At 47.1% G+C, this 20,211-nt stretch carries 15 protein-coding genes; 8 read left to right on the top strand and 7 right to left on the bottom strand.

Going from position 1 to position 20,211, the window contains the following annotated elements; genetic code table 11:
• Positions 1-30: 30 nt before the first annotated feature.
• The 7 genes from rsmA (at position 31) to U5O15_07240 (ending at position 9,012) form a co-directional block, all read left to right on the top strand.
• Positions 31-846: a 16S rRNA (adenine(1518)-N(6)/adenine(1519)-N(6))-dimethyltransferase RsmA gene (gene rsmA, locus U5O15_07270; protein MDZ7860451.1), complete on the top strand. Its 816-nt coding sequence runs from the start codon at positions 31-33 to the stop codon at positions 844-846.
• Complete coding sequence (locus U5O15_07265; protein ID MDZ7860450.1) at positions 843-2,813, top strand: hypothetical protein; 1,971 nt, start codon at positions 843-845, stop codon at positions 2,811-2,813. Before rsmA ends, U5O15_07265 begins: the two co-directional genes overlap by 4 nt.
• 12 nt (positions 2,814-2,825) lie before the next feature.
• Positions 2,826-3,428: a hypothetical protein gene (locus tag U5O15_07260; GenBank protein MDZ7860449.1), complete on the top strand. Its 603-nt coding sequence runs from the start codon at positions 2,826-2,828 to the stop codon at positions 3,426-3,428.
• A gap of 438 nt (positions 3,429-3,866) precedes the next feature.
• A complete protein-coding gene (locus U5O15_07255; GenBank protein MDZ7860448.1) occupies positions 3,867-4,472 on the top strand; it encodes a hypothetical protein in 606 nt (201 codons plus the stop codon).
• A 548-nt stretch (positions 4,473-5,020) separates the two neighbouring features.
• Positions 5,021-6,193 carry a divergent polysaccharide deacetylase family protein gene (locus U5O15_07250; protein MDZ7860447.1) on the top strand — a complete coding sequence of 391 codons (1,173 nt, stop codon included), beginning with the start codon at positions 5,021-5,023 and terminating at the stop codon, positions 6,191-6,193.
• A 19-nt stretch (positions 6,194-6,212) separates the two neighbouring features.
• A complete protein-coding gene (locus U5O15_07245) occupies positions 6,213-6,923 on the top strand; it encodes a pyridoxine 5'-phosphate synthase (protein ID MDZ7860446.1) in 711 nt (236 codons plus the stop codon).
• A 187-nt stretch (positions 6,924-7,110) separates the two neighbouring features.
• On the top strand, positions 7,111-9,012 hold the full coding sequence (locus U5O15_07240) for a propionyl-CoA synthetase (protein MDZ7860445.1): 1,902 nt from the start codon (positions 7,111-7,113) through the stop codon (positions 9,010-9,012).
• A 102-nt stretch (positions 9,013-9,114) separates the two neighbouring features.
• Here U5O15_07240 and ald read toward each other — a convergent pair whose 3' ends face one another.
• On the bottom strand, positions 9,115-10,227 hold the full coding sequence (gene ald / locus U5O15_07235; GenBank protein MDZ7860444.1) for an alanine dehydrogenase: 1,113 nt from the start codon (positions 10,225-10,227) through the stop codon (positions 9,115-9,117).
• 265 nt (positions 10,228-10,492) lie between these two features.
• Between ald and U5O15_07230 the strand changes: the two genes are divergently transcribed.
• Positions 10,493-11,377: a hypothetical protein gene (locus tag U5O15_07230; protein MDZ7860443.1), complete on the top strand. Its 885-nt coding sequence runs from the start codon at positions 10,493-10,495 to the stop codon at positions 11,375-11,377.
• A gap of 55 nt (positions 11,378-11,432) precedes the next feature.
• Here the strand turns inward: U5O15_07230 and ligA are convergent, their stop codons facing one another.
• From ligA to U5O15_07200, 6 genes are all read right to left on the bottom strand, one after another.
• Positions 11,433-13,433, bottom strand: coding sequence for an NAD-dependent DNA ligase LigA (ligA, locus tag U5O15_07225; protein ID MDZ7860442.1), 2,001 nt, complete (start codon positions 13,431-13,433; stop codon positions 11,433-11,435).
• Positions 13,434-13,507: 74 nt separating this feature from the next.
• Positions 13,508-16,012: a DUF3536 domain-containing protein gene (locus U5O15_07220; GenBank protein MDZ7860441.1), complete on the bottom strand. Its 2,505-nt coding sequence runs from the start codon at positions 16,010-16,012 to the stop codon at positions 13,508-13,510.
• Complete coding sequence (locus tag U5O15_07215) at positions 16,009-17,613, bottom strand: 1,4-alpha-glucan branching protein domain-containing protein (protein MDZ7860440.1); 1,605 nt, start codon at positions 17,611-17,613, stop codon at positions 16,009-16,011. The genes U5O15_07220 and U5O15_07215 overlap by 4 nt, the downstream gene beginning before the upstream one ends.
• A 16-nt stretch (positions 17,614-17,629) precedes the next feature.
• Positions 17,630-18,709: a DUF4912 domain-containing protein gene (locus U5O15_07210; GenBank protein ID MDZ7860439.1), complete on the bottom strand. Its 1,080-nt coding sequence runs from the start codon at positions 18,707-18,709 to the stop codon at positions 17,630-17,632.
• Between the two features lie 219 nt (positions 18,710-18,928).
• On the bottom strand, positions 18,929-19,261 hold the full coding sequence (locus U5O15_07205) for a hypothetical protein (protein ID MDZ7860438.1): 333 nt from the start codon (positions 19,259-19,261) through the stop codon (positions 18,929-18,931).
• 121 nt (positions 19,262-19,382) lie between these two features.
• Entirely contained in the window at positions 19,383-19,649 is a 267-nt protein-coding gene (locus U5O15_07200; protein MDZ7860437.1) for a TMEM165/GDT1 family protein, read from the bottom strand.
• Positions 19,650-20,211: the final 562 nt, after the last annotated feature.

Below are 20,211 nucleotides of genomic sequence, written 5' to 3'. Positions count from 1 at the left end.
TGATAATAAGGGAAGAGGGAGGATCGGTCCTTGGCAGACAATATGCACAGGAAACCGAAAAAGAGCCTCGGGCAGAATTATCTTGTGACCGACTCTGTCGCGGGCAAAATAGTTGAGGCGATTGATCCCGGCCCTGAAGAATTAGTCTTCGAGATAGGTCCGGGCAAAGGAGCTCTTACTTCGCGCCTTTCAGAAAGCGGAGCTGACCTTGTGGTTTTTGAGATTGACAGGGCCCTCGCCGATGATCTGAAGTGTGTTTTCAGGGATGATAAGGTTGAAGTAGTTAATGAAGACGTGCTTAAAGTAGATTTTGAAGCGGAAGCGCTGAGAAGAAAAAAGGAGGAGTACAAAGTAATCGGAAATATTCCATATATGCTTACCAGCAGTATCCTCATCAGAATTCCCGAGTGGGAGGGCTGCACCCGGGCGGTTATTATGGTCCAGAAGGAAGTCTCAGAGCGCGTCGCGGCTCTTCCGGGTGACAGCAGGTGCGGCCTTCTGTCCGTTTTCCTGCAGAGCTACCTGAAAGTCGAGAAGGTGCTGAAGGTTGCCGCCGGCTCGTTCTACCCGCGGCCGGGCGTAGAAAGCGCGGTGCTCAGGTTTACCAGAGACCCGAAGGAGAGGGCGCCGGAGAACAGAGGCCTGTATTTTAAGTTTTTGAAGAAGGCCTTCTCGAAGCGGAGGAAGAAACTGAGAAATGTTCTTTTCAGAAAAAAAGACTCTGATAAAAGGGAAAGGGCTGAAAGGCTCGAAGACCTCTCGGGAGTCGATCTCGGCAAGAGGGCTGAAGAATTAACCCTGGACGATTGGTTCTGTTTGTTTTCTTCGTATTTGGAGATAGGATGAAATCGCGTAAAGAGCTGCTTCGAGTTATGATTCTGCTATTATTTGCCGGAAGCGCGGGAGTACGCGCCGCCGGAAGCGATTCGACAATGACCGCGGCGAGCTCTTCTAAGGGAGATACGCTTAAAACAGAAAAATCTGCTGATCAGGAAAACCCCCGGCTTTTTACTCCGAAATGGAACGTCACATCTAGGGCCGGGATGTCGAAAATAAGCCTGGGAAGCGGCATGAAGGTGATTATCAATCCGGGAGGCGGATGGATTATAAACAGCAGTATTAATGTAAAAAAAGAAAAAAACAGAACGAGAAATATGGTAGATCTCTCTGAGAGTTTCAAGAACTCAGCCGTCAAGATCAAGCCGGACCATTATATGATTTCTCTCAGCGCCGGAGAGGATTACAGGAAGAGCAAGACCGTTTCGCTGTCCAGGTTCGGCAAGGATATTATCTTCGAAAATGAGAGGGCGGGGGTAAAATTCGATTATAATAAACCCATTTTCAAAAACGCTAAATCACTTATTTCTCTTGAGGGTGATTACGTCCAGGGCCAGCAGGATTTTAAATATGACAGAAAAATGACTGGTTCGGCCCACGGACATATGAGCTACAGGATAGGGGATGACTTGACCTTGAGCGGAGGGTACGGAACTTTGATATCGAGGGAGAGCAGCGAGATCGGCTCGATCGAGTTTAATGACATACCGAGCAGGAGCGACACGCTGAAGATAAATGCCGGTTATGAGGTGAGTAAGGAACAGTATTTAAGGGTAGAATATGAGAGGAAAAGCGGAGATATAAAAAGGGTGGAGCCGCCGCGGGGAAATTCGCTTGAAATTCTTGACAACCCGGAGCTGGCGAAGAGGGAGCAGATAGACGAAAAGGGAGAGATTTTAAGTGTAAACTCGGGATTCAAGCCCGCCAGTTTTGTCACGGTGGAAATAGAATTCAAGCATTCACTCGATGACAAGGAATACGATGTGGACAAGAGGTTGTCGAAAAGCTACACAAAGGACAATCTTAAAGCGAATACAATTTACAAGTTCAGTGAAAGAGGTTCCGCCACATTTACGTTTGAGAAGACAAGAACGGATATGGATTACGGGTTTAATTCTGTTTCGAGTTACAGCGAGGATGACAATAAGCTCGGATTCAGGGCTTCTCAGATGCTCGGTGAAGACCTTAGTATTTCGGCAAACGGGCGCATGTCGTTAAGCCAGAAATTCTATAAGAAGTACGAGGAAAACCCGCGTGACGTGGATTACTACTATTATGGAGGCGGCGCGGAAATGTCCGCGCAACCTTTCGAAAATGTTGACGCGAAGGTCGAAGTTAAAGCCAGCAGGTATGAAACCAGGAATATCGACGCCTCGCTGTCCAGTGATAATAATGTTGAATATATTTACAGGCTTATTCCGGAATTCAGCATCAAACCGGCCGGCTGGATAACCATTTCGCAGAGCTATGAGGTAAAAATGGAATATACAGAGTTTACATTCGACAGAAACCAGAACTACCTCGACAGGACGACAATACTTGACACGAAAGCAAAAATGAGGTTTCAGAGGGGTTTGAACTTTGGTATCAATCATAAGTACGACATGAGGGATTCCGGAAGCTACCTGACCGTTGAAGACGAAAAACATTACAACAGGACGAGGGAAAACTTCAAACACCGGTTGAAGATGAATGTTGATTACAAAGCGGCCGATTTTCTCAACCTCTTTTCAAGCGCGCTATTCCGGACCGAAAAGAGGAACAGTCTCGGCGTGGAGAACGAAGAGAGGATCGTTACGAACTCGAATTTCTACGATTCAGGAACTTTGAAGGTCGGCTTCGAAGGGGAGAAAGATGTAGTGGGAAACGGGAACATAAAACTTGACGTGGCTTATGTAAGGAATTACGGAAATCGCATCTCAGAGGCTATGAGAAAATACTGGGACATTAATATGAAACTGACGTTTGATTTTTAGGAGAAGATAAGTATGCGGAATATCAGAGGTATAATACTCTTGAGCTTGATGATTTCAGCGTTCGCCCTGCCGCAGGGAGGATGTCTTTTCGAACCCAGAGAGGCGCAGGACCCGGGAGCTGGAGGTGAGGACACCTGGGTGGAGCCCGAAGTTCCAAGGGATATATTCAAGAACCTGTCCTCAGGCCTTTCGGAACCCGGAAACTCGAATTACGAAAGAACAATTTCCGACGGTTTCATATTTATCCCCCGGACAGAGGACGAAATGCAGTATCCGGATCTAAGCGGATGGGACAAAGAGCGGGAGATGAATATGCTCGACCGGCTGAAATCGGATTATGCTGCCCGCAGGGAGATATTTTTCGGCTCAGGGACTGAAAACGGCGGTTCCTTTGATGAGGAGAACGCCGAGGGGGATCAGCCGTGGTTTGAAGGGGAATATTTGATTACGCTGGATTCAGGCTCAGGAGAGGTAATTTACGGGGGTGTGGCGAGATTTACACTCGAAGCCGCAGGTCAGGGGGGGTGGAAGCTTGTGGAGTGGGAAGATAAGGATATCCTTCAAGACTATGGTACGTCTGGACTTCTGCGCGGAAGACTAAGCGGTGCGGATTGATAAATAAACAGGGTGGCAGTTTTTTTAAGATATATAGTAATACAGGAGTTTCCTCTGAAAATTCGGCAAGTATTGTAATAACTTTTCGAGATACAATCAGTTATCAGGATTGGTAAGTGGAATAGGGCTTTCATTGCTGATGAGTGCGGCTGTTTGATATTTTCAAAACCCTCCGGAGGGCGAGCGGGCAAGGATTTCTGACCCGAAGGGGCAGAAAGAGCGAGCCCGAGGCGGGAGTGGCAATTCCCTCGCCGGGGGAATTGACCACGATTTTGAAAATATCAATCAGCCGCATACTGTTACAAATCATCGACTACCTTATAGGTTATAAAAATTGGGGAAACTCCACATAGTAATATTATTTTCAAGCTTGTATATTATTTATATATGTGGTATTATAAACATGTGATTTGTATGTGCCCAGGAGGTATACAGACAATGAAGATTAGAAGATTACTGCAGGCGGCACTGAGTTTAACCTTGATTTTCTCGGTTATTATAACATCAGGATGTATACTTGACCCAAAGGAAACAACAGATCAGCCGGTAAATGAAGAACCGTGGCCCGATCGAACGGAGAAGGATCATTGTATTGAAATTATAGACAGGGTCTATGAGGAAAAAGATATAGAAAAGTACAAGGAACTGCTTCTTGAACCGGATCAGCGGCCGGAACCGGAATTTTCTGACGGCTATATCTGGTACAATCAGCCAACTGATGTAAGTGAATATGGGGAAATCCTTTCGTACCAAGAGGAGTGGATGGGGACACAAGGAATATTCAATAATGCCGTAGGAACATTAAACATTACTCTGAGTGAATATTCTGGTCTTGACTCTGACTGGACTGAAGAGAGTGGTATGGGAGATGGTTTCTGGAGTAAAAAGGTAAATTACTTTTTTACCTTTGAATTACCTGACCCTGATAATCCGGGAGAGACAAAAATCTACAACGGAGATTCCGATGTTGAATTTTTCATCGGCCCCGACCCCGAAGATCCGGAAAAGTATCTTTTATACCGTGCGCGGGATGTGCCCAAATAGTGCGCCGGAACTAATTATAAAAAGATTTATAATTCTCATATTCAAGCCCTCGAAAACAGAGGGCTTTTTTACAGCTCTCCCCTGAGAGCTCGAAAATATTTTACCTTTGGAGTTCCCTCTGAAAATTCGGCAAGTATTGTAATAACATTGCGAGATACAATCAGTTATCAGGATTGGTAAGTGGAATAGGGCTTTCATTGCTGATGAGTGCGGCTGATTGATATTTTCAAAACCCTCCGGAGGGCGAGCGGGCAAGGATTTCTGGCCCGAAGGGGCAGAAAGAGCGAGCCCGAGGTGGGAGTGGCGGTTTCCTCGCCGGGGAAATCGACCACGATTTTGAAAATATCAATCAGCCGCATACTGTTACAAATCATCGACTACCTTATAGGTTATAAAAATTGGGGAAACTCCACAAAATATTTTACCTCTCTTGACATTGCACCCGCGGAGTATTTATAATCCATGCACTGCGCGAGGTGCCGCGCGCTCGTCATACGATCATCTTCTATAACGGCAAATACTATTCTATTTCGAAGGGAGACTTCCAATTGGCCGCGAAGAAGCGGAAAACAAAGAAGCAGATAGCGGCAAGACTCAAGATATTCGCGGGGCTTCTCGCACTTCTTGTCATAATTGCCTTTGGAACGGCAAGATATTTCAGCACCACTCACGGAAGAATATTTTTGCTTGATATGGGTTTCGGCGGAAAGTACGAAGATGTACGGAGAGATATCGCCGGCAGTCTTCTGGAAGCTCTTAAACAATACGGAATCAAGAAGGATACGATTGAGATCATACCGGGTGAGAGAGTAGAATCCGGGTATATATATCTTGTGAGAACCAACGTGCCCGCCGACTGTTCATTGATAAAGATAAATAATATAATAGACATGAAGGTCGAAGAAATAGGGGGGCGCGTCAGAAGCTGTTATGAAAGGGACTCCGGAAACAAAATAGAGATGGAGATAGGGACAAGAAACCGCGTTACTCACAGGTGTATTATATCAAAAAGCGCTGATGCTGTTCTTGCTCCTGAAAAGCGGCCGGTTGTGGCATTAGTGGTGGATGATTTCGGTTTTTTCAACAATAGACTGGTGAGGGATTTTCTCGGGCTTGATATAAACATTACCGTATCTGTCATACCGGGGCTTAAATATTCAAAGGATATCTGCCGGCTTGCAGACAAAGCCGGGAAAGATGCTTTGTGTCACCTGCCCATGGAACCCAGAGGGGGAGCGGATGACTGCGGCAGCGTTCCTGTTGTGCGGGTCTCTATGAGTGATGAGAGGATTAAAGGAATTGTTGAAGACGCGATCTCTAATACCCCGGGAGTTGTGGGAATGAACAATCATCAGGGGTCAAAAGCTACCGAGGATTCAAGGGTGATGAAAGCGGTCCTCTCGGTATGCCGAAAGCACAACCTCTTCTTTTTCGACAGTCTTACCTCTTCTAAGTCGGTCGCGGGTAAAATCGCCCCTTCAATGGGCATGCCGTCTCTGAGGAACGATATTTTTCTCGATAACAGGGGGGCGGATGTCAGGAGTAATATGGTGAAAATAATGGATATCGCGGAAAGAAGAGGCTGGGCGCTCGGGATTCTGCATGTAAGGCGGGAAAGTTTCAAAGATCTGCTGTGGATGGAAGACGAAGCTGGAAAAAGGGGGATAAGTTTTGTAAATTTAAGGGAGATACCGAGGATATCAAAAAACAGCAAAGGATAAGGAGGCGGATTTGAAACGTATGAGACTGGGAGTAAATATAGACCATATTGCCACTTTGAGAGAAGCAAGAAAGACCATTGAACCGGATCCCGTGACCGCCGCGATGATGGCTGAACAGGGGGGCGCCGATCAGATAACCTTTCATTTGAGGGAAGACAGAAGGCATATACAGAACCGTGACGTCAGGCTTATAAGTGAAATGGCTCAGACTATGGTCAACCAGGAGATGGCGGCGAGTGCCGAAATGCAGGAGATAGCCATGGCAATGCATCCAGATTCTGTAACGCTGGTTCCCGAGAAGAGAGAGGAGCTGACAACTGAGGGCGGATTGAACCTTCTCGCCGACGGCAGTAAATACGGCGATATTGTGACGGCTCTGAAAGGGGGCGGGATAAAGACAACGGCTTTTATAGATCCGGAAATTTCCCAGATAAAGGCGGCGGCGAAGATGGGTTTTGACGCGATAGAAATCCACACGGGAGAATACGCGAATATCAGCCGCGGGGATCGTGATGCCGCACTGGGAAGACTGGAAGACGCGGCGAAAACAGCAGTCAAATACGGGCTTCACGTTCACGCCGGACACGGACTTACATACCATAACGTCAGGCCGGTAGTGCTGATTACAGAAATAGAAGAGCTTAATATCGGGCACAGCATCATCTCGAGAGCCGTATTTGTGGGAATTGAGCGGGCTGTAAGGGAAATGGTAGAAATTATAAAGCGGTGACAACCTCTCTTCGCCGCGCGGGATGTAAAAAGACCGCGATTACCGGTTTATGTCGGGAAATGGTTGTCGCCCGTGTAATAAATAATTATTATACATACTGTAAAATCAATGATGAACGAAAAACAAGCAAGGTGCTGATTTAAGAGCGCCGTCTTTTTAATAAGCGGGATGATTGTAAGGAGGACGCATGAAAGGCGATTACAAAGAGCAGTATAATGAATCTATAGAAAACCCTGAAATTTTCTGGAAAAAAGCCTCAGAGGGTATTGACTGGTACAAACCCCCGACTGAGATACTCGATGATTCAAATAAACCCTTCTACAGGTGGTTTGCCGACGGCGAAATGAACACCTGTTATAACGCGCTTGACAGGCACGTGGAAAACGGGAGGGCGGATCAAACAGCGCTTATCTACGACAGCCCGGTAACAGGGAAAAAGGAAAAGTTCACTTATAGCGATCTTTTGGGCAGAGTCAGCAGATTCGCGGGCGCTCTCTCCTCGCTCGGTGTCGGCAGGGGAGACCGGGTCGTTATATATATGCCGATGATTCCTCAGGCCGCTGTCGCTATGTTGGCGTGCGCCAGGATAGGGGCTATTCACTCCGTGGTCTTCGGAGGTTTCGCGGCCCATGAGCTGGCCATAAGGATAGACGACGCCAATCCCAAGGTGGTCGTCTCTGCTTCATGCGGAATAGAAGTAAAAAAAGTGATAGAATACAAACCCCTTCTTGATAAAGCAATTAAGCTTTCGAAGAACAAGCCGGAAAAGAGTATTGTTTTTCAGCGGAAAGAGGCTCCGGCGGAAATGATAGAGGGAAGGGATATAGACTGGGAAGAAATAACCCGTGAGAGCAAGCCCGTTGACTGTGTACCCGTCAAGTCAACTGATCCCCTTTATATTCTTTATACCTCCGGAACTACGGGTATGCCGAAGGGTGTTGTACGGGATAACGGAGGACACGCGGTAGCTTTGAAGTGGAGCATGAAGAACGTATACGGGATCGACCCGGGAGATGTATACTGGGCCGCGTCTGATGTGGGCTGGGTGGTCGGCCATTCGTATATTGTCTACGGACCTCTACTTCACGGATGTACTACCATCCTCTACGAGGGTAAACCCGTAAGAACACCCGACGCGGGCGCTTTCTGGCGTGTAATATCGGAGCACCGGGTCAAGGCCCTTTTTACCGCTCCAACAGCTTTCAGGGCAATAAAGAAGGAGGATCCCGAGGGCAAACTGCTTGAAGACTATGACCTGTCTGGATTTAAATATTTGTTTTTGGCCGGAGAGAGACTTGACCCCGACACTTATGACTGGGCGGGAGATTTACTTAAAGTTCCCGTGATAGATCACTGGTGGCAGACAGAGACAGGATGGGCAATTGTCGCGAACTGTATGGGGATAGAACAGTTCGAAGTAAAAGCGGGTTCCTCTACCAAGCCCGTGCCCGGCTATCAGGTCGAGATTCTTGATAATCAGGGACAGAAGCTCCCTGCCGGAGAAGAGGGAATAGTGGTTATCAAACTTCCGCTTCCCCCGGGAACGCTGACTACAATCTGGCGTAACGACGAGAAATTCAAAGAATCTTACACGGATATGTTCAAGGGGTACTACTTTACGGGCGACGGCGGCTTTATAGACGAAGACGGATATGTTTATATCATGGGGAGGGTTGACGATGTTATAAATGTCGCCGGCCACAGGCTTTCAACCGGAGGAATGGAAGAGGTTATCGCCACTCATCCCGATATAGCTGAATGTGCCGTTCTGGGGGTCGCCGATTCTTTCAAGGGGCAGCTGCCAGTGGGATTTGTAGTACTCAAAGACGGTGTAAACAGGGATAAGGATGAGATCGCGAGTGAACTTATCTCAATGGTGCGCGGTGAAATAGGAGCGGTCGCCAGCTTCAAAAAGGCGATAGTAGTGGAAAGACTGCCGAAAACGAGGTCTGGAAAGATATTGAGAGGGACGATCCGGAAGATAGCGGACGGCAAGGATTTCAAAGTTCCGTCGACTATAGACGACCCGGACACACTTAAAGAGATAGAAGAGCACCTTCACAGTGAAGGTTATCCGAAAAAGGATTAGTTTCCTGTTTCTTGGCTTATAGAGTGAATATAAATTAAAGGTCTTCCGTTTCATTCGGAAGACCTTTAATTATTCTTCTATTTTGTATCGGCAAAATGTGCGCTACAGAAGTTCTTCAAGCGGTGTGTATTTCTTCCTGAAGGCTTTAGCTACCGCTCTGTCGGTAATGCTGCCGTTTAGTATATTTACACCCGTCCATATAATTCCGCTCTTCTTTGCCGCCTTTTCAAAGCCGTCGTTTGCGATCTTGACGGCGAAAGGAAGAGTGGCGTTTGTAAGAGCGTATGTTGAGGTTCTCGCGACAGCTCCCGGCATATTTGCGACGCCGTAGTGGACTACGCCGTTAATGATATAAGTCGGGTTGGTGTGTGTTGTGGGCTTAATGGTTTCTATACAGCCGCCCTGATCAACAGCGACATCCACAATGACGGAACCCTTTTTCATAGACTTGAGCATTTTCTTCGTAACCAGACGCGGGGCTTTTGCTCCCCTTATAAGAACAGCTCCTATTACGAGATTCGATTCAGCTACCGATCTGCGGATATTTTCCGGATTGGACATTAACGTAGTTACATTAGCCGGCAGGACGTCGCTGAGATAGCGCAATCTCTCGAGATCGATGTCGAGGATTGTCACTTTCGCTCCCAGCCCGGCGGCCATTTTCGCGGCGTTTGCCCCGACTATACCTCCGCCGATTATGGCAACCTTGGCGGGTTCAACCCCCGGCACTCCGCCGAGAAGAAGACCGGTTCCCTCCATGGGACGTTCGAGGTATTTCGCGCCTTCCTGCACGGCCATCCTTCCCGCCACTTCGCTCATAGGTATCAAAAGAGGCAGTGAACCGTCTTCATCCGCCATTGTCTCGTACGCTATACACGTTGCTCCGCTCCGTGCCATGCCTTCGGTAAGTGAGCGGCTGGCGGCGAAATGGAAGTAGGTAAATATAATCTGGTTTTTACGGCACTTTTTGATCTCAACGGGCTGAGGTTCCTTTACCTTTATGATCATGTCGCTGCGGCGGAAGATATCAGCAGCTTTGGCGACTATTGCCGCGCCGGCTTCACGGTATTCCTTGTCTTCAAAGCCGCTCCCTTTTCCCGCCCCTTTCTGCACGAGAACCTTATGGCCGTTTTTTACAAGGGTTTCCGCGCCGACGGGGATAAGAGCAACGCGGTATTCATCCTCTTTAATCTCCTTTGGTACACCTATAATCATTTTGACTCTCCAGGCTTATTTAAAAAAATAAGTTAAACTCTATGAATTTGTTTCTTTAAATATACCAATACAGCATTCTATAACAACACTTTTTTCAGATAAGGACCGCTGATATGGGGCAAATAATCTAATTATTGAAACTGGGGGGAAAATGGTGTATAATGGTTAAAATAGAGGGCCATAAGGGGAAGTGATAGAACTTCAGATGTCCCGTATAATTATTCAGTTATGATATAAACAGTAGGAATATACTTAGGGGGAAGATTTGAGAAAACTCATAATAGTTCTTTCATTTTTCTGGTTAGTGTCGGCGGATATATCTTACGCTCGGCAGAGCGGTGAACCTGTAATAATAGATCATACATGCGAGGGAATTTCAGATATCCCCGATGCCTGGATAGATTCTGTTCAAGCGGTTATAAAACTTCACTACGCTCACACCTCTCACGGGGGTCAGCTTGTAACCGGGCTTAGTTATATAGAAACCGGCGATTCTAAGTACAGCGTGGCGAGAGGAGATAATACCCTGCCGACAGAAGAGGGCGCTTTCTGCATTTACGGCGGGCAGATCAGCGACACATATATCTCAACTTACGAATACTGGAGCACAGCAAGCGGGATGGACAAGACCAGAGCGGTTCTTGACGCCAACCCGGAAATAAACGTTTCGATGTGGTCGTGGTGCACCGAGCTTAATGGCTATTCGCAGGAGCAGACGCGGGCATACCTTGACTCGATAAGTGTGCTAGAAGCGGAATATCCGGGCGTTACATTCGTTTACATGACAGGCAATGCCCAGTATACGGGAGCAGAGGGATACAACAGATATCTCAGGAATCAAGAGATAAGACAGCATTGCCTGGATAATAACAGGGTTCTATACGACTTCGCCGATCTCGACGCCTGGTGGTATAATCCTGTGGCAGAGTCGTGGGAGCAGAATACGTACGATTACGACGGGACTTCCGTGCCGGTTGAGCATGAACAGTTTAACGGCGATGAAGCGGCGCACACGACAATAGAAAGCTGCAAGCAGAAGGGCAGAGCGGTCTGGTGGATGGCGGCGCTCATTGCCGGGTGGGACGGCTCCTCAGCCGCTGAAAAGACAAGCTGGGGCAGAATAAAGAGTATCTATAAAGACGGTGAATAGAGATCATCAATATGAATTGAGTATTACGCGGAACTTTTAATCTTCTTTCCAGCCGCTAAACTCCCCTTGAGAGCTTTTCGAATTCGTCTTCAGAAATGATAGGAACACCGAGTTTTACAGCTTTTTCGTATTTTGAACCGGGCGCGCCGCCCGCGACTAGATAGTCTGTTTTTCCGCTGACGCTTGAAGAGACTCTTCCTCCGAGAGAGACAACCAGCTCTTTTGCCTGATCTCTCGTAAATCTTTCAAGGGCGCCTGTGAACACAAAGGTATAGCCGCTGAATACAGAGGAATCCTTTTCCCTTTCTATAAAGGGAGTTACTCCCGAAGAGAGAAGAGATTTAATTATTTTTTTCTTCTTTTCATCGCTTAAGAACCTTCTGATATTTCCCGCCGCGCCGGGGCCTATCTCGTCTATTTCTAAAAGATCTTCGCGGGAAGCCTCTTCGAGTCTTTCTAAAGATCCAAAGTGCCGCGCGAGAAGCCGGGCCGCGTGTTCTCCCACACCTCGTATTCCAAGGGCGAAGATAAAGCGGGAAAGAGATATTTCCTTGGATTCTTCAATAGCATTCAGCAGGTTGCGGGCGGATTTTTCGGCGAATCCTTCCAATGTCATTACCGTTTCATAATCGAGCCGGAATATTTCATCCACGGAGCTTAGAATCCCCTTTTCGACCATCAGTTCAGCGGTCTTTTTCCCGAGATGTTCGATATCCATACCTCCCCTCGAAGCGAAGTGAGTAATACTCCGTTTGAGCTGTGAAGGACAGGAAAGCTCTCCGGAGCAGAAGTGATAGGCTCCCTCCCGGATAATTGAAGAACCGCAGACGGGGCATTCCGCGGGCATGCTGAACTTGGGCCCTCTTGATTTGCCCGTTTTTATTCTCTCGACAACGGCGGGGATAACGTCTCCCGCTCTTTCGATTCTAACTGTGTCGCCGATGCGGATATCCTTTTTCGCCACCTCGTCGGCATTGTGAAGTGTCGCCCGGCTTACCGTTACGCCGCTTACGTCGACAGGTTTGAGAAGGGCGACGGGGGTCAGCTTGCCGGTTCTCCCTACCTGCACCACAATATCTTCAACTGTGGTTATCTCCCTGCGCGGTTTGAACTTGAGGGCTATCGCCCAGCGGGGAGACCTTGAGCGCGCCCCGGCGCTTTCGGTGAGCTCTTTAGAGTTGACCTTTATTACGACTCCGTCTATTTCGAAGGGAAGGGTGTCTCTCTTTTTTGACAGCGTGGAGTGAAAATCAATGGCAGCGTCGATATTTTCGCATAACCTGTATTCGGAATATACCTTGAATCCCCATTCTTCCAGAAGTTCCAGCTCTTTTGTGTGTGAGGCGGGAGCGCTTTCTCCTTCCATATACATAATTTCATAACCGTAAAATGTGAGGGGCCGCCCGGCCGTAACTTTAGAATCAAGCTGACGGAGAGATCCGGCGGCGGCGTTTCTGGGATTGGCAAACGGGGATGCCCCCGCTTCGATCATTCTTCCGTTAAGTTTTTGAAAATCTTCAAGGAGCATTATTGCTTCTCCCCTTACGGAAACCACAGAAACAGCAGCGGAAACTCTCAATTTTAAGGGGACCGAGGAGATCGTCTTGATATTTACACTGATATCCTCTCCGGTTCTTCCGTCTCCCCTGGTAGAGCCCTTAGAGAGCAGTCCGTTTTCATATACAAGTTCAATCGAGAGCCCGTCGAACTTGGGTTCAGCCGTGTACTTGATCCTTTTCTTTCCGGCGAGACGTTTCATTCTGGAATCGAATTCTCTTATTTCCTCTTGGCTTGTCGTGGATGCCAGACTCAGCATCGGTCTGATATGGTTTATTGAATCAAATTTATCAACCGGAGGAGCCCCGACACGCTGACTTGGAGAATCGGGATTCTTCAGCCGCGGGTATAACCGTTCAAGTTTGATAAGTTCCCTTCTCAACTCATCGTAATTCTCATCAGCGATTTCAGGATCGTTTTTTATATAATATAGGTAGTCGTATTTATTGATTCTATCGCTGAGTTCATCTATCCTCTTTTTAGCTTCCTCGGTATTCACCGCAAACCCCCCGAATTGAATCGGATTCAATAAGAGCAAAGGCAGGATATATTATAATAAAAGTGAGCTGTACGCTAAAGGAGTTCTTTCCAGGCGCTGATGTTAAAGTTGAATCTTTCGGCCAGATTGAGAAATTCAAGAACCGGCTTCACTTCATTTCCGCTTCTCTTTGAGCGGGGCGGGAGTTTTTCCGCTTCCTCTTTGAAGGTAGAATTTAAGATAGTGAATATATGGTTCTGAATCATCCCCGTTTTGATTTCAATATCTATATCGCCGCAGAAATTGACAAACTGAATCATCGCCTCTGATTCTTCGGCAATAAGTTTTTCCTTCTGCCTCTTGATATTTTCCAGCAAGAAGACGGAAAACAGCTCAGAAACGGAGCTTTTGTCTATATCGATTCCGTAATAGGAAGCATCCGATATTATTTTTCTTATACCTTCTATCCCAGCGGGCCGGAGTGATTTCTGCCAGTTTCTAAGTTCAAAAGAAAGTTTCCTTTCGAGATACACGCGGGAGGGAACGAGGATGCTCTCGGGAGGAGTAAGGGATGACTCGCTGAGGAGTCGGAGGAACTCTCTGTTTTTAAGATAAATATCCTTAAGAAGGCCTTCGAGAGATTCGAGTTTGTTGTCGGTTATAGACGTGAGGATGGCGTCTCTGTCTTCGGGGAATAGATCTCTGATTGAGAGAACGTGACCCCCGAAATGATCAACGGAAAACTTCAGAACATCCTTCCTTTTACTTCCGGAAGGAAGAGCCGAGATTTTCTTTTTAATTTTTTCGAATTCTCCGTAATCCTCAAATTCTCTGGTAAGGCAGATAACTTGAATTTCTTCTTCCATCATAAGAAGATACCCGAACGTGAAAAGTTCCGGTATCAAAGGCGGTTCAATTTCAAGCAGCCCGCAGTAGATCATTCCTCCGCCCGATTCCTTAGAGTATGAATCGAGCTTGTTGAAAGACCAGCCGAACATCTCGGGAGAAGCCTCTGGACATGAAAGATGAGAGGATAAGGCGTATTGTCCGGCGATGAAGGACGGGGTGATTGATGAAAATTTCTTGTTGGATCTGTATATTTCAGCTCCGTTTCCGACATCTTCACGATTGCTTTCGGCCTTCTGTAATTCGGCAAGAAATTCTTCTTCCAGCCCCCCGCTGTATTCCTCTCCCGCGAGCTCAATGGCGCGGGCGGCGTATTTAATAAGCTGAACGGATTCCAGTCCGGAGATGTCGTTGAAAAACCACCCGCATGAGGTAAACATAAACAAGGCGTTCCTCTGGGATTCGAGCATATTCAAAACTATGATTTTTTCTTCCCGGGAAAGGGGTTTTATTGAATGTTCGGCGAGAAAAGAGTTTACCTCGTCCGTGCTGCCGCTGTTCATAACAAAGATATAATCGTCGCGGGCCTTCCACGGGTCCTCGAGCAGTCTGCCCCCCTCGGCATCGAATATCTTCGCGAGGCGGTCTCTTAGAATATTAAGGGAGTTCCTCAGAGGCTTTCTCCATTTTTGATTCCACCCTTCGGGCGCGTTCACATTGCAGCCGCAGTCTTCTTTCCACCGGCCTAATCCGTGCGAGCACGACCACGCTGTTCCCAGATTGTTTCCCCCTTTTTTAAGTTTTACTTCGAACTCCGGTTCGTGCGTGTCGAGGTAGGCGCCGAAATTTGTAATTGTCAAATTATGTTTTTCCGCTGCGCTTTCAAAAAGATGAGCGAGGGCCATATCCGCGAAGGGTTCGTGATGACCGTAAATTTCACCGTCGGTTGCTATTGCAACAAGGTCGTTTCCGCCGCGCCGGTATGATGAAGCGATAGATTCGGCAAAACGGTCGCCGTCCCTGAGCAGGTGATTAAAGCTGATATCCTGTGACAGCCTTTCGTCGTAAAAGAATATGTCGATATAGTTATTGCCGGCTTCAGCACTGCCGCCGCGGCAGCGGTAAACGAAACCCGTGGGGATAGTGCCGCCTGTTACATCTTTCCATTTCCCTTTTCCCCCGAGCGGGCGGAAGCTCTTCGCCTGGTGGGGGGAAAGTATGATAAAGCGGAACCCCCAGTCGATCAGAATGTCAAGCGTCTCTTGGTTGACGGCTGTTTCGGCAAGCCAGATACCTTCCGGTTCCCGTCCGAAACATCGCTTAAAGTCATTGACCCCCCAGCGTATTTGTGTTTCCTTATCCCTCTTTGAGGCAAGGGGCATGATTATGTGGTTATAAACCTGAGCGATAGCGTTGCCGTGTCCCTTATTCAGTTCCGCGCCGGCTCTGTCAGCTCTGATGATCTCTTTATGGAGGGAGGGGTGGTGCTTCTCGAGCCATCTGAAGAGGGTCGGGCCGAAATTGAAATTTAAGCGGGTGTAATTGTTTACGAGAGTTTCTATCCTGCCGAATCCGTCGAGACGCCTGGAACAGGAATTCGGAAGATAGCACTCACGGGTTATTCTCTCATTCCAGTCATGGTAAGGAGCGGCGCTCTCCTGCCTGTCTATTCTTTGTGTCCATGGGTTCTCTCTGGGGGGCTGATAAAAGTGTCCGTGAATAATCAGGTGTTTTTTATCAATCTTTTCCTTCATGACTGATTCTCGGTTGATGAGTAAACCTTGTAATCAATGTTGGGGAATATGTTGTCCCGTCTTTCTATTTCTTTGAGCCACGATTCATTTATACGGGAAGAAAGAATGGAATGGTATAATCTGTCGAAGCGGGATATATGGCTTTTCGTCCTGCTGTGGGCGTACTCTACCATTGTTCCCGTTTTCATTATGAAAGCCCAGTCGCTGCTTTGGGCGAGAAGTAGCTCGCGCGCGGCTTGATTAAGCGCCCTTTCGGGCAGTCCGGAGGCTGAGGGAAATCTGCCGGCGAGCTCAACCATTCTGTCTTCCATGATGTGCAGATGGGGATATACCCAGTCATTACTTCCGTTCAGCCACACTTCATTATACCCTTTGTACCCCCAGGAGGACATAGACGGTTTTACTACCTGAATTTCAGATCGGGCCCGCAGGTATTCGCTCGGAGTTACCGGAACTATCGAGTTCTGATCGTAATGCAGTTTTCTCATAAGATGTTCCAGCCACAAGGGGCCTTCATACCACCAGTGACCGAAAAGCTCAGCGTCGTATGGAGAAACAACTATCGGTTTGGTTCCGAGGAATCCTTCGAGATGCTCGATCTGTTTTTCTCTGTTGAACATGAAGTTGCCCGCGTGAAGGGCGGCTTTTTCTGCGGCGGCAGAGGGGTCGTAAATCTGTTTTTCTTCGCCTTTGCCGGTTATTCTGTAATATTTTATACCCAGGCTGATTCTGTTGCCGTCACCGTGAAGATAGGGTTTAATATAATCGTAATCCAGATCGAACCCCACATCTCTATAGAAATCCCTGTACTGGTAATCTCCCGGGTAGCCTTCTTTGGCGCTCCAGACCTGTTTTGAAGATTCGTTGTCGCGGCCGAATAAGGCGACGCCGTTCGGGCAGCTCACGGGAGCGAACACGCCGTAGCGTGGTCTCGGCTCGCCGTTTAGTATGCCGTGGGAATCGGTAAAGAAGTATTTTATTCCGTTTGCTTTCAGAATCTCTTCCAACCCGGGTGTGTAGCCGCATTCAGCCAGCCAGATTCCGGCGGGGTTCTTTCCGAAGAAGTTTTTATACTGATCGACGGCGATTCTAATCTGAGCATCCGCGGCTTTTCTGTTTTTTACAAGAGGCATGAAAGCGTGGGTGGCGCCGCACGTCAGTATTTCCAGGTTTCCTTCATTCTGAAAGAATCTGAAGGCGGAGATGAGATCTTTGTGGTATTTTTCGGCAAAGATACCGCGGCATTTTATGAAGTTGTCGTGATACATTCGCGCCAGAGCGAGAAGGTCCGGCATCCACCTGGTACGGGTCATTTCTTTTCGGGTAAGCTCTATCAAGCTGTCCAGATGACGGATATATCTGTTTTGCAGAAGGGGATCCGCCAACATTGACAGAAGTGTTGGGGTAAGCGATATTGTGAAGCGGAAATCAACGCCTTCATCCTTCAGCCTGTTAAACATATCAAGAAGCGGAATGTAGGTCTCTGTGAGCGCTTCGTAGAACCAGTCTTCTTCGAGAAAACGTGCGTGCTCCGGATGCCGCACATATGGCAGATGGGCGTGTAATACCAGACTTAGATAACCTTTGTGACCGTTAGTCATATCAAAACCGTTTCCTTTAAGGGGTTTCCGTTTTAATCTTTGCTTTAACTGTTTTTTTCAATTTGCCGTCTGAGGAAACCAGTTTTACGGGAAGTTCGAATTCACCCTCGGGAAGGGCCATGCGGATTGAGAAAGAACCGTCCTCGTTAGGTTCGATATCTTTCCCAAGAAGATTGATCCGGGAGTTCTTCCCGGCGGCTCCGTAAACGACGAGCTCCATTTTAATAGACGGCCGCGGATCCTCTTCCCGGCCTTTTTCGGTGCCGCTGAACGATGAAACAGTTTCAGAGTCTATGCTGGAGTTCTTTTCAGCCTTTAAATATTCTTCAGAGCCGGTCTTTTCCTTCAAGTCCCCGGAAGCTGAAATGATTTCATTGAAAGCGGCATCGGACACGAACCATTTTTCATCGCTGTATTTGCTTGCCCCTTCGGGCGGAGTTTCGACAGTATCGGAAAGAGCTATTTCTTCGTAGATTCCATCGGGCGAAATCATTCCTATCCCCACTCTGTATCTGCACCTCTCAGATACATTGATATACCAGTTGTTTGAATCGCCCGGGATATCGATATCGAAATGTTTCTTTCCGCCTTCGGAGTCCTCATATACACGGAGAACAGTTCTAAAGTTTTTAAGTGATGAGCCGAATTTCCTTTTCAGAGTATTATATTCTTCTGAAGATATTTTCCAGTATGCGAATATCCAGTGTGGATCCCGGACCATACACACAATACGTGTAATATCGTATTCCGGAAGGCTCGAAGTCTCGTTTTTTATTAAATCCGGGCCAGAATCTTTTTTCAGAAAATATTTTCCGGCAACAGCTTTTTGCCTGATTGTCCGGTCACCGGAGTCAATGGCGCTTTTTTCCGTTTTCTTCCTTGCTGTTTTTTTAGCGGAGGGACGCTTACCGGATCGCCCCTTTTTTCTTTTAGGCTCGCCGCCGGCTGCTTTCTTCGGCTTACCTGACCTGATAGCTTTGTAGATCGTGTCGATCAAATCAGCTTTCAGCATTCTCGTTGTAACGCGGATCTTCTTTGACCGGGCGAGGGCTATAAGCTCTTTCTTTGTCATTTTTTTAAGTTCGTCTTTTTTCATAACCGTTCATCTCCTCTTATAAATTTAAAGAGAAAAAGCAAAAAAGAAAGTTTCTATAGTTTTTTCGGCCGCCCCGGACCTTAAAGTCAGAAAAGACAACTGATCGCTTGAAAATTCAATCCGGACATGCCGCGACAGAGCATGCCGCAACTTCTATAAGAAAGCCTTTTGGGTGCATCTGTCAAGTAATAATGATTTGAAAAGAGAAAAAGATTTTCGCTAATCGATATGAGCGTTAAAAACGGGAAGATATCGCGCCCAGGCCGGATTATTCCGGGCTATATTTAAGAGGCCAATCTGTACTCCGGATAGATTTTCCGCGTAATTAAAGATACCCGCGGTGATGCCTGTCTGCCGGTTATAAAAACAGTTAACTGCTGACGCGGAAAAACCGCTCAGATTATCCGCGCCTGTGTATATGCCGCTCACGGCTAACCCTTCGAGTTTATTTTCAACTTCGATAGTGATTCCGTGAATTGTGAGCCACCGCGCGTTTTCTGCTTTTATACCCCAAAATTTAATGCTGGTCTCATTCTTCAGGTTTCCTTTCATATGATAGTTTTTTAAGATAAAAAAGTATAGAAAGTATAGTATGTATATCAGATTATACTAAAGAAAAGAAAGAAGAGTTGCCGCAAAGGACCCCCACAGCGTATTGAAAAAACCGTTACATTTAAGCTTTAACGATCGTCCAGATCCCGATAACAATAAACCCCGCGCCCGCTATCCATGAAAGATATTTAGGATTTACATAATTTTCGAACATCTTTCCCAGCATGACAGCGATCGCCGAAGCTGTGACAAGCGCGGCCGCGGAGGCGAAGAACACCATTGATTTAGGATTCTCTTTATCTGTCGCGAAGAGCAAAGTGGCGATCTGTGTTTTGTCTCCAAGCTCCGCGAAAAGAACTGTGGCAAAAATAGTAATAAAAGTTTTCATTCGTAAACATCCAGACCGGTTATAAAAAACAAGCTAATTATTTAACGGTTTGAGATTATAAGCCAAAGAAGGCCTCAAGGCAACTTCTTTATATTATGTCTGTTTCTGAGAGGCCGGGATGTTGGAGTTCCCTCTGAAAATTCGGCAAGTATTGTAATAACATTGCGAGATACAATCAGTTATCAGGATTAGTAAGTGGAATAGGGCTTTCATTGCTGATGAGTGCGGCTGAATGATATTTTCAAAACCCTCCGGAGGGCGAGCGGGCAAGGATTTCTGACCCGAAGGGGCAGAAAGAGCGAGCCCGAGGCGCAGAGCGTACAATTCACTCGCCGGGGGAATTGACCACGATTTTGAAAATATCATTCAGCCGCATACTTTACGAATTAATTAATCTCCTGCGTGGTAATAAAAATTGGGGAAAGTCCTGGCCGGGATGCCGTTGACATAAAAAGACGGATGTCTTAGAATTTTTAAGGTTCATGTTCAAGATAAGAGCTGTCATCGTTCTAGTCGGCGGCTGTTTCATTACGGCGAGTTGTTCATGTTATATGGACTTGTG

This window comes from Candidatus Krumholzibacteriota bacterium (genome assembly GCA_034520215.1).
Taxonomy (GTDB): Bacteria; Krumholzibacteriota; Krumholzibacteriia; order Krumholzibacteriales; family WJIX01; genus JAGHBT01.
Note: the sequence above shows the minus strand (reverse complement) of the source record. Positions and strands in the feature narration are given on the sequence as shown.

Excerpts from the sequence above, each read along its gene's own strand:
- U5O15_07215 (MDZ7860440.1), bottom strand. The coding sequence starts at position 17,613 with ATGACTAACGGTCACAAAGGTTATCTAAGTCTGGTATTACACGCCCAT.
- U5O15_07265 (MDZ7860450.1), top strand. The coding sequence starts at position 843 with ATGAAATCGCGTAAAGAGCTGCTTCGAGTTATGATTCTGCTATTATTT.
- U5O15_07255 (MDZ7860448.1), top strand. The coding sequence starts at position 3,867 with ATGAAGATTAGAAGATTACTGCAGGCGGCACTGAGTTTAACCTTGATT.
- ald (MDZ7860444.1), bottom strand. The coding sequence starts at position 10,227 with ATGATTATAGGTGTACCAAAGGAGATTAAAGAGGATGAATACCGCGTT.
- U5O15_07245 (MDZ7860446.1), top strand. The coding sequence starts at position 6,213 with ATGAGACTGGGAGTAAATATAGACCATATTGCCACTTTGAGAGAAGCA.
- U5O15_07220 (MDZ7860441.1), bottom strand. The coding sequence starts at position 16,012 with ATGAAGGAAAAGATTGATAAAAAACACCTGATTATTCACGGACACTTT.
- U5O15_07200 (MDZ7860437.1), bottom strand. The coding sequence starts at position 19,649 with ATGAAAACTTTTATTACTATTTTTGCCACAGTTCTTTTCGCGGAGCTT.
- U5O15_07210 (MDZ7860439.1), bottom strand. The coding sequence starts at position 18,709 with ATGAAAAAAGACGAACTTAAAAAAATGACAAAGAAAGAGCTTATAGCC.
- U5O15_07205 (MDZ7860438.1), bottom strand. The coding sequence starts at position 19,261 with ATGAAAGGAAACCTGAAGAATGAGACCAGCATTAAATTTTGGGGTATA.
- U5O15_07240 (MDZ7860445.1), top strand. The coding sequence starts at position 7,111 with ATGAAAGGCGATTACAAAGAGCAGTATAATGAATCTATAGAAAACCCT.
- U5O15_07260 (MDZ7860449.1), top strand. The coding sequence starts at position 2,826 with ATGCGGAATATCAGAGGTATAATACTCTTGAGCTTGATGATTTCAGCG.